This window comes from Shinella sp. GW821-FHT11G07 (assembly GCF_058808115.1).
In genome coordinates this window covers 224535-237799 of record NZ_JBXARJ010000006.1, presented here as the reverse complement: position 1 = coordinate 237799, position 13265 = coordinate 224535, and the positions used below count along the sequence as shown (strand labels likewise).

At 64.7% G+C, this 13265-nt stretch carries 15 protein-coding genes and 1 riboswitch; of the genes, 4 read left to right on the top strand and 11 right to left on the bottom strand.

Going from position 1 to position 13265, the window contains the following annotated elements; translation table 11 throughout:
- Positions 1-74: 74 nt before the first annotated feature.
- The 3 genes from AC1RT2_RS14135 to AC1RT2_RS14125 form a co-directional block, all read right to left on the bottom strand.
- Positions 75-473, bottom strand: coding sequence for a VOC family protein (locus tag AC1RT2_RS14135; RefSeq protein ID WP_493102728.1), 399 nt, complete (start codon positions 471-473; stop codon positions 75-77).
- A gap of 159 nt (positions 474-632) precedes the next feature.
- Positions 633-1601, bottom strand: coding sequence for a cysteine synthase A (gene cysK / locus AC1RT2_RS14130; RefSeq protein ID WP_493102726.1), 969 nt, complete (start codon positions 1599-1601; stop codon positions 633-635).
- 188 nt (positions 1602-1789) lie between these two features.
- Complete coding sequence (locus tag AC1RT2_RS14125; protein ID WP_493102724.1) at positions 1790-2407, bottom strand: LysE family translocator; 618 nt, start codon at positions 2405-2407, stop codon at positions 1790-1792.
- Positions 2408-3069: 662 nt separating this feature from the next.
- Between AC1RT2_RS14125 and AC1RT2_RS14120 the strand changes: the two genes are divergently transcribed.
- Entirely contained in the window at positions 3070-3654 is a 585-nt protein-coding gene (locus AC1RT2_RS14120; RefSeq protein ID WP_493102938.1) for a LysE family translocator, read from the top strand.
- 89 nt (positions 3655-3743) lie between these two features.
- Here the strand turns inward: AC1RT2_RS14120 and AC1RT2_RS14115 are convergent, their stop codons facing one another.
- Both AC1RT2_RS14115 and dut read right to left on the bottom strand, forming a co-directional pair.
- Positions 3744-4634: a GNAT family N-acetyltransferase gene (locus tag AC1RT2_RS14115; RefSeq protein ID WP_493102722.1), complete on the bottom strand. Its 891-nt coding sequence runs from the start codon at positions 4632-4634 to the stop codon at positions 3744-3746.
- 4 nt (positions 4635-4638) lie between these two features.
- Positions 4639-5112 (bottom strand): dUTP diphosphatase, encoded by a 474-nt coding sequence (gene dut / locus AC1RT2_RS14110; protein ID WP_493102936.1) that lies wholly within the window; start codon positions 5110-5112, stop codon positions 4639-4641.
- Positions 5113-5206: 94 nt separating this feature from the next.
- Here dut and AC1RT2_RS14105 point away from each other — a divergent pair, with 94 nt between their 5' ends.
- Both AC1RT2_RS14105 and thiD read left to right on the top strand, forming a co-directional pair.
- On the top strand, positions 5207-6787 hold the full coding sequence (locus AC1RT2_RS14105; RefSeq protein ID WP_069060230.1) for a peptide chain release factor 3: 1581 nt from the start codon (positions 5207-5209) through the stop codon (positions 6785-6787).
- Between the two features lie 72 nt (positions 6788-6859).
- Positions 6860-6956: riboswitch (TPP riboswitch) on the top strand.
- 30 nt (positions 6957-6986) lie between these two features.
- Positions 6987-7796, top strand: a complete 810-nt coding sequence (gene thiD, locus AC1RT2_RS14100; protein WP_286157137.1) for a bifunctional hydroxymethylpyrimidine kinase/phosphomethylpyrimidine kinase — start codon at positions 6987-6989, stop codon at positions 7794-7796.
- A gap of 3 nt (positions 7797-7799) precedes the next feature.
- Here thiD and AC1RT2_RS14095 read toward each other — a convergent pair whose 3' ends face one another.
- The 3 genes from AC1RT2_RS14095 to AC1RT2_RS14085 form a co-directional block, all read right to left on the bottom strand.
- Positions 7800-8414: a LysE family translocator gene (locus AC1RT2_RS14095; protein WP_493102719.1), complete on the bottom strand. Its 615-nt coding sequence runs from the start codon at positions 8412-8414 to the stop codon at positions 7800-7802.
- A 75-nt stretch (positions 8415-8489) separates the two neighbouring features.
- The gene (locus AC1RT2_RS14090) at positions 8490-9290 is read right to left on the bottom strand and encodes an AraC family transcriptional regulator (RefSeq protein WP_493102717.1); all 801 of its coding nucleotides are present in this window, start codon (positions 9288-9290) and stop codon (positions 8490-8492) included.
- A 3-nt stretch (positions 9291-9293) separates the two neighbouring features.
- A complete protein-coding gene (locus tag AC1RT2_RS14085) occupies positions 9294-9698 on the bottom strand; it encodes a GFA family protein (RefSeq protein ID WP_493102715.1) in 405 nt (134 codons plus the stop codon).
- A gap of 246 nt (positions 9699-9944) precedes the next feature.
- Here AC1RT2_RS14085 and AC1RT2_RS14080 point away from each other — a divergent pair, with 246 nt between their 5' ends.
- Complete coding sequence (locus AC1RT2_RS14080) at positions 9945-10766, top strand: class II glutamine amidotransferase (protein WP_069060226.1); 822 nt, start codon at positions 9945-9947, stop codon at positions 10764-10766.
- On the opposite strand, the gene coaBC is transcribed toward AC1RT2_RS14080, so the two are convergent.
- From coaBC to AC1RT2_RS14065, 3 genes are all read right to left on the bottom strand, one after another.
- Entirely contained in the window at positions 10759-11964 is a 1206-nt protein-coding gene (coaBC, locus tag AC1RT2_RS14075; RefSeq protein WP_493102712.1) for a bifunctional phosphopantothenoylcysteine decarboxylase/phosphopantothenate--cysteine ligase CoaBC, read from the bottom strand. The two genes, AC1RT2_RS14080 and coaBC, sit on opposite strands and share 8 nt — an antisense overlap.
- 107 nt (positions 11965-12071) lie before the next feature.
- On the bottom strand, positions 12072-12299 hold the full coding sequence (locus AC1RT2_RS14070; protein ID WP_493102710.1) for a hypothetical protein: 228 nt from the start codon (positions 12297-12299) through the stop codon (positions 12072-12074).
- Positions 12300-12433: 134 nt separating this feature from the next.
- Positions 12434-13237, bottom strand: coding sequence for an ion channel (locus AC1RT2_RS14065; protein ID WP_493102708.1), 804 nt, complete (start codon positions 13235-13237; stop codon positions 12434-12436).
- Positions 13238-13265: the final 28 nt, after the last annotated feature.

Genomic DNA, 13265 nt, shown 5'->3' with positions numbered 1-13265 from the left:
TCGGCTGGTAGGGTTTGAGCGAGGCCTGCTCAGGGCCAACGAAGCATATCGGTCCCCCCTATAGAGGCATGCGATTATGCCGGTGCCTTGAAAACCGCTTCGATCCGGTGTCCGTCCGGGTCGATGACGAAGGCGGCATAATAGGTCGGGCCATAGTGCAGTCGCAGGCCGGGCGCGCCGTTGTCGATCCCACCCGCGGCGAGGGCCGCTTGATGGAAGGCATCGACGGCCGCCTGCTCCGGCGCAGCAAAGGCGATGTGGAAGCCGGGGCCGGGTGCGCGGGCGCCGTTGCCATGGTGCTTGAGCGCGAGCTTGTCACCGCCGCCGGGCAGCCCGTAACCGACAGCCTGGTCCGGTTCGCCGGGCCGCATATCCGACCAGACACGGACATAGCCGAGCGGCGCCAGGGCCGCGTCATAGAAGGTTGCCGCGCGCACTATGTCGGCCACGCCAAGGGAGAGGTGGTGCAGCATGTTTGAACACCGGAGCAATGGCAGCGGGCGTGCGAGGCGGCTTGCAGCCCGATTGCTGTGAAACAAAGCGTTGGAGTGTTTCCGCAATTCGCGGAACGGCGAAAATGCGCCCGGCGAGGACGCCCGCCACATGATCCTTCATGCGACGGGCGGTTCGGTTCAGCCGCCGAGACCTTCGAAGAGCACCGTCGAAAGATAACGCTCGGCAAAGGAGGGGATAATGACGACGATGGTCTTGCCGGCATTTTCCGGGCGGCTGCCGACCTTGACGGCGGCGGCGAGCGCGGCACCCGAGGAGATGCCGACCGGAACGCCTTCGAGGCGCGCGACGAGGCGGGCATTTTCGAAGGCTTCGTCATTGCTGACCGTCACGACTTCGTCATAGATCGACTTGTCGAGGATCGCCGGTGCGAAACCGGCGCCGATGCCCTGGATCTTGTGCGGGCCGGGATTGCCGCCGGAAAGCACCGGGCTGTCGGCGGGCTCGACCGCCACGACCTGCAGGCCGGGTTTCCTGGCCTTCAGTACCTGGCCGACGCCGGTGATCGTGCCGCCGGTGCCGATGCCCGAAACGAAGATGTCGACGGCACCCTCGGTGTCGTTCCAGATTTCTTCCGCGGTCGTCTTGCGGTGGATTTCCGGGTTGGCCGGGTTTTCGAACTGCTGGGGAATGACGGCGCCGGGAATGGTGGCGGCCAGTTCTTCCGCCATGGCGATCGCGCCCTTCATGCCCTTCGGGCCTTCGGTCAGCACCAGTTCCGCGCCGAGCAGCGCCAGCATCTTGCGCCGCTCGACCGACATGGTTTCCGGCATGGTGAGGATGAGACGGTATCCCTTCGCGGCGGCGGCGAAGGCAAGCGCAATGCCGGTATTGCCCGAGGTGGGCTCGACCAGCGTCGACTGGCCGGGCGTGATCTTGCCCTGCGCTTCGAGCGCTTCGATCATCGCCACGCCGATACGGTCCTTGACCGAGGCGATCGGATTGAAGAATTCGAGCTTGGCGAGGAGATTGGCGACGACGCCCTTTTCCTTGGCGAACTTGTCGAGCCGCACGATCGGCGTATCGCCGATCGTCTCGGTGATGGAGGTGTAGATGCGGCCGCGGCCGGGCTTGCGGGTGTCGGTCATCGGGTACTCCCTCGGTTCTCGTTGGAGTGAAGATAGGGGCGAACGCGGCGAGAAACGAGTCTGAATTTCGCGACAAAAGGGCCGAAGACGGAATAATCGGGCGCCGATCCCGCAAAAGCCGGGTCGGGTCGTTCAACCGGCACCCAGCATGTCGGCCGGCGGGTACCGGCTTGCGAAGACAGGTCGCCTCAGGCGGCGCGGGTCGCGATATAGGCGGCGGTTCCGGCGAGAATGCCGGCCGCGACGCGATTGAGCCGCTGCAGCGCCTTCGGCTGTTTCAAGAGAAGCCGGGCGTGCGACGCGAGCGCAATATAGGGCACGAGCACGACGAGCAGCACGATGAAGGTCGCGGCGAGCAGCAGGCCGTAGTCCCTGAGGCCGATCGCTTCGAGATCGACGAGCGTCGGTACCAGCGCCACATAGAACAGCATGGTCTTGGGATTGCCGAGCGTCACGAACAGGCCGGACAGGAAGGATGCGGTCATGCTGGTCGAGCGCTGCGCTTCGATATTCTGCGGCAGCAGGCCGCTCGTCCAGAGTTTCCAGGCGATATAGCCGAGATAGAGCGCGCCGGCGATCTTGATCAGCATGAAGGTCGTGGTGAAGGTCTGCGCGATGAAGGCAAGGCCGAGAATGACCGCCGTCAGATAGGCCATGTCGCCGAGGATCAGGCCGAGACCCATGAAGAAGGTCGGCCGGAAGCCGGAGCCGAGCGCACGGGCGACGATCGCCGTGATGCCGGGGCCGGGAATGATGGCGGCAATGAACAGTGCACCACTGTAGGCGAGAAGGACGGCGAGGCTCATGGCAGGCTCCCTGGATCGGCTCCTTTTATGCGCATCGACGCGTCCCGGCAATGGTTGCGGCGGCGTGCCGGCGGGTTCGTTCGGCGATCCGCTGACTGATGAAATGACGCGCGTTCGGCCGGAGCGAAAATGCCCGACGACGCTGGGGCATCCGCGCTGAGCGCCGGGGAGCGACCAGTGGGGAAAGAGGGGCTGTAAAGCGGTCGCGGGGGGCTGGCCGTGCTGGTGGAATGCCGATCGGCCAATCCGGTGGCCCGTCACAAGCCCCGACGGGATTGTATCGCCGGGCAATCGCTGACGCGGATAGGCAGATTGCGAAGCGATTGGCGACGGTCGGTGTCAGGCGATAAACCACAACGCTCGGGACCGGGGATGGCAACAAGCGTCCGCTACAGCGGCGCGTCAAATAGGTGTGAAACGGGTTTGACGGATACGACCACAGCCTTCGCCACTTGCATGCCGGGTGGCAGACGTGGGCAAACGCAGCGAAACGATGGTGAAGATGAGCCGTGCGGGGATTGAGCGGACCGCTCCAAATGGCTTGCCGAACACGCACTTGCCGCGAGACGCACTGCCCGGTAATCCTATGCGGTATATCTTCCCGGAGAACTGTCGTGCCCGAACCGGCCAGTCTCGTCGCCTTTGCCCTTATTGCCCTCGGCATGGTGCTGACGCCGGGCCCGAACATGGTCTATCTCGTGTCCCGCTCGCTCTGCCAGGGGCCGGCCGCGGGCCTCGTCTCGCTCGGCGGCGTGGCGCTCGGCTTCGTCTTCTACATGTTCTCTGCGGCCCTCGGCATCACCGCGCTCCTGATGGCGGTGCCCTATGCCTATGATGCCTTGCGTTTTGCCGGTGCGCTTTATCTCGCGTGGCTTGCCTGGCAGGCGCTGCGTCCCGGCGGGCGCTCGGCCTTCGAGGTGCGGGCGCTGCCGCGCGACAGCAACCGCAAACTGTTCTTCATGGGGTTTTTGACCAACCTCCTGAATCCGAAGATCGCGGTGCTCTATCTCTCGCTGCTGCCGCAGTTCATCGATCCGTCGAAAGGCAGCGTCTTCCTGCAATCGCTCGTGCTCGGCGGCATTCAGGTCGTGATCAGTGTCAGCGTCAATGCACTGATTGCCGTGTCGGCCGGCTCCATCGCCCGGCTGCTCGCCGCTCGCCCGCGCTGGCTGCTGATGCAGCGCTGGCTGATGGGCACGGTGCTGGCCGGCCTTGCCCTGCGCATGGCAACGGAAGCCCGACGCTGATTCGAGCCATTCCAGCAAAAGCGGGCAGCGGCTTTGCACGCACCAAAGAGATGGAGCGTTTCCGCGATTCGAAGACGCGCGGAAAACCTCTAAAATTCCGCCATCGGCGGCAGCGCGAAGGGTTTTTCCGGCCGCAGGTTTTCTGCACCACGCAGCATGAGCACCATGTCGCCCTCATCCTGCACGGCCGCGCCGTTCCACGCCAGCCGGTCGGGTGCGAAGCGGACGATCACGCCCGAAGGGGAAATCCCCAAGCTTGCGAGAATGTCCGCAAGGCTTGGAATGGACGCGCCGACGATGTCCAACAGCTCAAAGCAACCATGCTCGTCTAGTCGCCAGGCAACCACTGCATCGTCCTCTTCGAGCAAGTCGAGCTTCACATCCGGCATCAGCAGGGCGTTGAAAAGGAACATTTCACGCTGGCGCATCGGTGAAAAACGGTCGGAAACCGGCTTGCGCCCGTCCAACAGTCGGCAAAGCAGCGTGACGTCGTCGTCACTTTGGATATGGAGCCGCCGGACGGGGCAAGCGCGCCCACCCTCCGGCGGCGGGCCGGAAAAGCGGTGTTGCGGCAGCGTTCGAAAACCGTGGCGTTCGTAAAGCCCCGGCGATTCCGTCAGGAGCGCGACGGCCTCAAAGCCCTTCGCATCGCAATGGTCCAGTGCCGTCTGCATCACGTCGCGGTAGAGCCCGCGGCCGCGATGGCTCGGCCGCACCGCGCCGGATTGCAGTCCGGCGGCGTGCAGGAAAACGCCATCGACGACGAGGGGCAGGGCGAAGGCGCTGAGATTGGCGACGCAGGCGCCGGCATCGTCGAACCAGGCAAAGGCCGTGCAGGTCGGATCCGGTCCTCCGAACCGGTCGAGCCCCGTCACGTCGATGCCAAAAGTGTCATCAAGCAGATCGGCGACCGCCTGCCAGGCGGCCGCATCATCAAAGTAGTCCGTGCGGAAGGTAAGGCCCGGCCGGTCGACAGGCATGGTCTCAGCGAACGCCGGTCGAGCCGAAGCCGCCCGCACCGCGGGTGGTTTCGCTCGTCTGTGCCGCCTCGCGGACAACAACCTGCGTCACGGGGGCGATCACCATCTGGGCAATGCGCATGCCACGCTCGATGACGAAGGGCTCCTCGCCGAGATTGGCCAGCAGCACCTTCACTTCGCCGCGATAATCGCTGTCGACGGTGCCGGGTGTGTTGAGGCAGGTGATGCCGTTCTTGAAGGCGAGGCCGGAGCGGGGGCGGACCTGGCCCTCGTAGCCGAGCGGGATTTCGAAGACGAAGCCTGTCGGCACGAGCGCGCGTTTTCCGGGCGCCAGCGTCAGCGGCGCGTCGGTCTCGACGGCAGCGCGCAGGTCCATGCCGGCAGCACCTGCCGTCTCGTAGGCGGGGAGCTCGATTTCCGCGCCATGCGGCAGGCGGACGAGGGAAAGGGTGGGCTTCGAAGGGGCGTGCGCGTTCATGGCGCCCATAAGCCGTGCCGTCGCTTGCACCGTCAATTGCATCTTCCCGGCGGAGACTGTAAAGACCGCGGCAACTCACAGGATATTGCAGAAAATGGCCGAAACCCTTGCCGAGGCGGTCTCCCGCCGCCGCACCTTCGCGATCATCGCGCACCCGGACGCTGGTAAAACCACCCTCACCGAAAAGCTGCTCCTGTTCGGCGGCGCCATTCAGCTCGCCGGCGAAGTGAAGGCGAAGAAGGACCGCATCCAGACCCGTTCGGACTGGATGAAGATCGAGCGCGAGCGCGGCATCTCGGTCGTGACCTCGGTGATGACCTTCGAATATGACGGCAACGTCTTCAACATTCTCGATACGCCCGGCCACGAAGACTTCGCTGACGACACCTACCGCACGCTGACGGCGGTGGATGCGGCCGTCATGGTCATCGACGCCGCCAAGGGTATCGAGCCGCGTACGCTCAAACTGTTCGAGGTCTGCCGCCTGCGCGACATCCCGATCATTACGTTCGTCAACAAGATGGACCGCGAGAGCCGTGATCCCTTCGAGATCCTCGACGAAGTCGAGGAGAAGCTGGCGCTTGATACCGCGCCGATCACCTGGCCGGTCGGCCGCTCGAAGACCTTCTGCGGCTCCTTCCATCTCGCCGAAGGCACGTTCCGCGGTTCTGACAAGCAGGTGCAGCCGACGAAGATCGACGACCCCGCGATCGTCGCCAAGAACCTGCCGGAAAACGAGCGCGAGACCTTCATCGAGGAACTCGAGCTTGCCCAAGGGGTTTGCCGGCCGTTCGATCGCGAGGCCTTCCTCGAGGGCCACATGACGCCCGTCTTCTTTGGCTCGGCGTTGCGCAATTTCGGCGTGCGTGATCTGATCAACGCGCTCGGCGCCATCGCCCCGCCGCCGCGTGACCAGGTTGCCGACGTGCGCAAGGTGCATGCGGCCGAAAACAAGATGACCGCCTTCGTCTTCAAGATCCAGGCGAACATGGACCCGAACCACCGCGACCGCATCGCCTTTGCCCGCGTCTGCTCCGGCATGCTGGAGCGCGGCATGAAGGTGCGCCTTGCCCGCACCGGCAAGCAGATCGGCCTGTCGGCGCCGCAGTTCTTCTTCGCTTCGCAGCGCCAGCTGGCCGACACGGCCTATGCCGGCGACGTGGTGGGTATTCCGAACCACGGCACCTTGCGCATCGGCGATACGCTGACCGAAGGCGAGGCGCTGGTCTTCGAAGGCGTGCCGAACTTCGCGCCGGAAATTCTCCGTCGCGTGCGGCTGGAAGACGCGATGAAGGCGAAGAAGCTGAAGGAAGCGCTCCAGCAGATGGCGGAAGAGGGCGTTGTGCAGCTCTTCTCGCCGGAAGACGGCTCGCCCGCCATTGTCGGCGTCGTCGGTGCACTGCAGCTCGACGTCTTGAAGGAGCGGCTTCAGGGGGAATACGGCCTGCCAGTCTCCTTCGAAATGTCGCGCTTCTCCGTCTGCCGCTGGATTTCGTCCGACAGTCCGGCCGAACTCGACAAATTCGTCACCCAGCGCCGCGGCGATATCGCCCGCGACCTCGATGGCGATCCGGTGTTCCTGGCGCAGGATGCCTTCTCGCTGCGCTACGAGGCAGAGCGCTATCCGGCGATCAAGATGGTGGCCATCAAGGAATATCACGTCACCAAGGCGTGATTGGCCAATGTGTGATCGAATAGCGCATCTGTCACTTTCGGCGTGACAGGTGCGGCGGCATTTGCGAAAACCCGTCCCTGACAGGGGCGTCCGCCGGAAGGCGGGCTGAGAAGCACCCTTTGAACCTGAACCGGATCATGCCGGCGGAGGGAGTCGACTGGGTGCTGCCCGTCTGCTGCCTTCGTCGCGAGGAGGCGCGTTGACTGAGGCGATTGCAAACATTCTCTCGATTGCGGGATCCGACCCGTCAGGCGGCGCCGGCATCCAGGCCGACCTCAAGACCTTCGCCGCCCGCGGCACCTATGGCATGGCCGTTCTGACCGCGTTGACGGCACAGAACACGCAGGGCGTCTCCGGCGTGCATCTCGTGCCCCCTACCTTCGTTGCGGCGCAGATTGCGGATATTTTTGGCGACATTCGCGTGCATGCGGTGAAGATCGGCATGATCGCCTCGGCGGAAATCGCCGAGGCTGTCGCCAGGGCACTTTCGTCGCGTCGCGGGCTGCCGATCGTGGTGGATCCGGTGATGGTTGCGAAGGGCGGGGCATCCCTGCTGGAGAGCCAGGCCGTCGAGGCGCTGACGCGGCGCCTGCTGCCGCTTGCGACCGTGCTGACGCCCAACCTGCCGGAAGCGGCCGCGTTGCTCGGTGAACCGGAGGCGATCGACCGCGCGGGAATGGAAGATCAGGCTATGCGCTTGCTGGCGCTCGGCCCGAAGGCCGTGCTTTTGAAGGGTGGCCACCTGCCGGGTGGGCAAAGCCCCGATGTGCTTGCGACGACCGACGGGCAACGCTGGTTCGAGGGTGTGCGCGTACTGACGCGCAACACCCACGGCACCGGTTGCTCGCTGTCGAGCGCGATCGCGGCGGAACTTGGCAAGGGCAAGCCGCTTGCGGATGCCGTTGCCGCAGCGAAGAGCTTCATCGCCGGCGCGGTGCGCACCTCGGATGCCCTTGCTGTTGGCTCCGGCCACGGACCGCTTCATCACTTCCACGCGCTCTGGACCTGATCGTCAGCGGTCTGCCAGTGCGAGCCGCAGGCCCATGAGGCCAAGGGCGGCGGCAAAGCTGCGCTGCGTCCAGACCATGATCCTTGGCCGGCTAAGGACCTGGTGTCGAAACCCTGCGGCAAGCGCGCCGTAGAGGGCGAAGACCAGGAAAGTGAGCAGCATGAAGACGCCGCCGAGAAAGAGCATCTGCGCCGTGGCGTCCGATGCGTCTGCCGGCACGAATTGCGGCAGGAACGCCAGGAAGAACAGCGAAAGCTTCGGGTTGAAGATGTTGGTGAGAATGCCCTTTCGCACGATGCGGAGCGCGCGTTCGACGGGTGCCTTTTCGTCTCCGATATCCAGCGCATTGCTATCCTTCAGCAGGCTCCACGCGATGAACAGCAGATAGGCGACACCGATGTAGCGCAACACCTCGAAGGCCAGCGCACTGGCATGCAGAACCGCGGCAAGGCCGACGACGCTGGCGAGGATATGCGGAATGATGCCGAGCGTGCAGCCGAAGGCGGCGAGCAGCCCGGCGCGAAAACCGCCGCTGATGCCGAGTGCCAGCGTGTAGATCACGCCGGTGCCCGGCAGCAGGATGACGACGAGCGAGGTGATGAGGAATTCAGTGGTCATGGCAGGTCCCGTGCAGAGGAGGAGGTTGCAGGGGACACCGGAAGGGTATGCTTGGTCTTGAACGAAATTGCAGGTTCAGGCGCTGGCGGTGAGATAGGCGCCGGGCGTGTAGCCGTAGCGGCGCGTAAAATTGCGCGTCATATGGCTCTGGTCGGCAAAACCCGCGGCAATCGCCACCTCGGCAAGCGCGGTGCCGCGTGAAATCATCCGCCGGGCGAGTTCGGTGCGGCGCTGGAGCAGATAGGCATGCGGCGTGAGGCCGGTGATGCGGGCGAAGTCGCGCACCAGACGGAAGCGGCCGAGCCCGCTTTCTGCGGCAAGCTCTTCGAGGGTGATCACGGAGGCGGGGTCGCTATCGAGGCGGTCACGGGCACGGCTGACGCGCGATGCGGCAGCGCTGCTGCTGTTCGGTGCCCGTTCCCGCAACACGGCTGCGAGCAGCATTAACAGGCGTTCGTCACGGCCGATGGAGGTGGTGTGACGATCCAGCAGCGCGGTGAGGGCAGCGGTGGCGAGGCCCGCGATACGGCCATCCTCCAGCACGGGCGCATAAAACTCCTCGCGCGGCCGGCCTTCAAAAATGTCCTCTGCAGCGGCGGCAACGACAGCCGGCTGTATATAGAGCATGCGCCAGGCGCGCGGGGCGTCACCAAGCGGCGCGCCGTCATGCACCTCGCCGGGATTGACGGTGATGGTGTTGCCGGCTTCGGCCTCCACCATGCCGCGCCCGCTTGCGGATTTCTGCGCGCCGCGCTCGATCATGCCGACGCCATAGGCGTCATGGCTGTGGCGTGCAAAGACGTGGCTGCTGTCGGCGATCACCGCCTCGATGCCGTCTATACCCGTCCGCAAGATGTGGAAGTGCCCGGTCGCCATGGTTCAGTCCCGCTGCTCGGGCGGCAGGGCTGCCGTTTCACCGAACCAGTCCATGGCGGACGCACACCAGCTCTGGCGCTTCGGCTTCAGGACGGCCCGCTGATTGATGCTGCCCCAGCGGATGCCCCAGGTGTCAGCATCCTCGTCCGTCCCGGTAACGAAAAGCGGCGAGCCGCATTGGGCGCAGAAATATTGCAGGCGCTTGCGGCCGCTTTCCGCCGTCTTGACATAAAGTTTCGGCGGGTTGCCGGTGAGGGTCACGGCCTCGCGCGGCGTGCTGACGGTCACGCGATAGGGCGAGCCGGTCAGCCGCTGGCAATCCGTGCAATGGCAGATCGACACGGCGTCCGGGTCGATCTCGGCCGTATAGGTCACGTCGCCGCAATGGCATTGCCCGTCGATGCGCATGGTGCGTCCTTCCCTTGTTGCGAGAGGATAGGCCCTCACGCCGCACCGTCAACAGAATGACCACGCTGTTCCGCCGGAAACTGCCGGCAGGCCGCATTGTCATCAGAATGACACGCATGGTTTCGGCCCGTTTACATTCGTTAACGCATTTTTACCCATTTGCGTTGAAAATCAGGGCAGTGCCATGGTTAATGCGTCTGGTCAAACACCGGTTCGTCGCCGGTCTTCGAAAGCGAGAATAGCGTCATGTGCCGTTGGGCAGCCTATCGCGGAGAGCCGCTTTATCTCGAGGAACTGGTGTCCTCGCCGGCTCACTCGCTGATCGAACAATCGCATTGCGCCACGCGCGCCAAGACGTCCACCAATGGCGATGGCTTCGGCATTGCCTGGTATGGCGAGCGCCCGGAGCCCGGCCGCTACCGCGATATCCTGCCCGCCTGGTCCGACTGCAACCTCAGAAGCATCGCGCGCCAGGTCCGCTCGCCGCTTTTCCTCGCCCATGTTCGCGCCGCAACAGGCGGCGGCACGCGGCGTGACAATTGCCATCCCTTCGTCAACGGCATCTGGTCCTTCATGCACAACGGCCAGATCGCGGATTTCGAGCACCTGCGCCGGCCGCTCGAAACCATGCTCGACAACGACCTCTACAATGCCCGCACCGGTTCGACGGATTCGGAGCTGCTCTTCCTGCTGGCGCTGCAATTCGGCCTGGCTCGCGATCCGCTCGGCGCGATGGCGGAGACCATCGCCTTCGTCGAGCGCCTTGCTGCCCATCTGGAGCGCCGCGTGCTCGTGCGTTTCACCGCTGCCTTCACCGATGGCGACCAGCTCTATGCCGTGCGTTATGCGACGGACTACGCCGCCCCGACGCTCTATGCAGCACCGATGGGGGAAACCGGCGGCTACTGTCTCGTTTCCGAACCGCTGAACGACGACACGGAAGCCTGGGTGGAAATCCCCGATGGCAGCGCCGTGGTGCTCGGCGAAAACGGTGTCGACGTGCGCATCTTCACGCCGGCCGGCCGGCCGGCGAGCACGATGGACGCGAAGCTCGCCCTCGTCAAATAAGCCGCTCGGCGATCCAGCCGGCAAGGCGGCCGGCAACGTCTTCCTTCGACAGGTCCGGCCATTGCTCGACGCCGGCGGCGGTGATGAGCTTCACGCTGTTGCGCGTGCCGCCCATGATGCCGGTTTCCGGCGACACGTCGTTGGCGACGATGAGATCGGCACCCTTCTTCTGAAGTTTCACCCGGCCGTTGTTTTCGACATCCTGCGTCTCGGCGGCAAAGCCGACGACGACCTTCGGGCGCTTCGCGTGGTGGCCGACGGTCTTCAGGACGTCAGGGTTTTCCGCCAGCATCAGCGGCGGCGGACCTTCGCCCGGCTGCTTCTTGATCTTTTCTGCGTTCGGCGTCGCGACGCGCCAGTCGGCGACGGCCGCGACCATCACCGCGATGTCCGCCGGCAATGCGCCAAGCACGGCCTGCAGCATCTCGTCCGCCCGTTCCACCTTGATGACGGTGACGCCTGGCGGATCGGCGAGCGTGACAGGCCCGGAGACGAGCGTCACCTGCGCACCAAGCCGGGCAAGGGCGGCGGCGATGGCATGGCCCTGCCGGCCGGAAGAACGGTTGGCGATGTAGCGCACCGGGTCGATCGGCTCATGCGTCGGGCCTGAGGTGACGATGGCGGTGCGGCCGGAAAGCGGCTTGGCTCCACCGTCGAGAAGGTCTTCGGCGGCGGCAACGATTTCCAAGGGCTCCGCCATGCGGCCGAGGCCCGCCTCGCCACCTTCCGCCATCTCGCCGGCATTGGGGCCGACGAAGGAAAGGCCATCCTTGCGCAGTGTCGCGACATTGCGGCGTGTCGCGGGGTGCGACCACATTTTCGGGTTCATGGCGGGCGCCAGCAACACCGGGCGATCGGTGGCGAGCAGCAGGGTCGAGGCGAGGTCGTCGGCAAGGCCGTTCGCCATCTTGGCCATCAGGTCGGCCGTAGCGGGGGCGACGATGATGAGGTCGCAGTCGCGCGCCAGCCTGATGTGCCCGACATCCTGCTCGTCCTCGCGCGAGAAGAGATCCGTATAGACATGACCGGCGGAAAGCGCGCCGACGGCAAGCGGCGTCACGAACTGCTGCGCGCCTGCGGTCATGACGGGCCGCACCTCCGCGCCACGTTCCCGTAGGCGCCGGATCAGGTCTAGGCTCTTATAGGCGGCGATGCCGCCGGAGATGACGAGGAGGATGCGTTTTCCTGCAAGCGGCATGGCGGGTCCTGAACGCGTGAGGCACATGGATGCCCTCCGGGAGGGCGGTCATTCCGTCCTACCCCGTTGCCGTGGCATTTCCAAGTCGTGGCTCTGGCTGCAACCCCTCAGTGGCAGACCTTGACCTTCTTGATGATGAGATTGCCGTAATAGTCGTACTTCTTGATCTTCTTCCAGAAACACTTCGGTTTGTGGCCGTAGTAGTGCGTGGCGAGGTCGACGAGGCCGGCTGGCCGGATCGTCGCGGCGTCCGGCATCCGGCCGGGAAAGGCCGGCGCGGCGAAGGCGACGAAGGACAAGGCTGCGATGGTGGCGGATATCATGATCTTGCGCATGGACGGCTCCCCTTTGGCCCTTGGAGAATACGGTCTTGCAGTGCAAAGCGCCGGTTGTTACGGCTTTTCTAAAATACCACGATCGCGAGCCGACGGGAACTGCCGGCGCGGGCCAACAAGGGGGTGTTCTTCCGTCAGGCGCCTTCGTCGGGAATGTTCAGCACGTGGCCGCAGGCCTTGCAGTGCACCGCGTCGGCATCATGGCGCGACAGGCCGCATTGCGGGCAGGGGAATGTCACCTTGTAGGGCCGCACGATCGCCTGGGCGAGCCGCACGAAAAGCGAAATGCCGACGATCATGGTGATGATGGAGGTGAGCTTGCCGAGCGTGCCCGGCAACACGATGTCGCCGAAGCCGGTGGTCGTGACCGTCGCGACGGAGAAATAGAGTGCATCGACGAAGCCCGCAAAACCGTCTTCGCCGTAGAAGAAGTTGCTGTAGACGAAGCCGGTAACGAGGAAGAGGAAGACCAGAAAATTCACGCAGGCCTGGATGACGTCTTCCTTGTCGCCATGCCCCAGCCGGCGCAGCGTCAGCGTGACGAGCTTGCTCTGGCTGATCGCCCAGATCCGCAGCACACGCAGGAACGCGAAATTGTGCAGCTGGTTGGGAAACAGCAGCGTGCCGAGCACGACGATGTCCACCCAGGTCATCGGCCGCATCGCCCAGTAGCGCAGATTCGGCGCAATCAGCGCGCGTGCGCCGAGCTCGAAGGCGATGACGAGCGCAATGGCGTAGTCGACGATGATGTAGGCGGGACCTTTGCGAAGATACGGCCCCAGGATGAAGAAGCAAAGGATCGCGATATCGACAAGGAGCATCGCGACCTGGAAACGAACGGCCTCGCGGTCCCGCCCGAAATAGAGCCCGCGCAATTGCCGGCGCAACCGTTCGATGAAGGGTGGCGGTTCGGTTATGCTGAGCGGTTCATCGGCCATGCGGGAGAGACTAGCGTCCGCCCGGTGC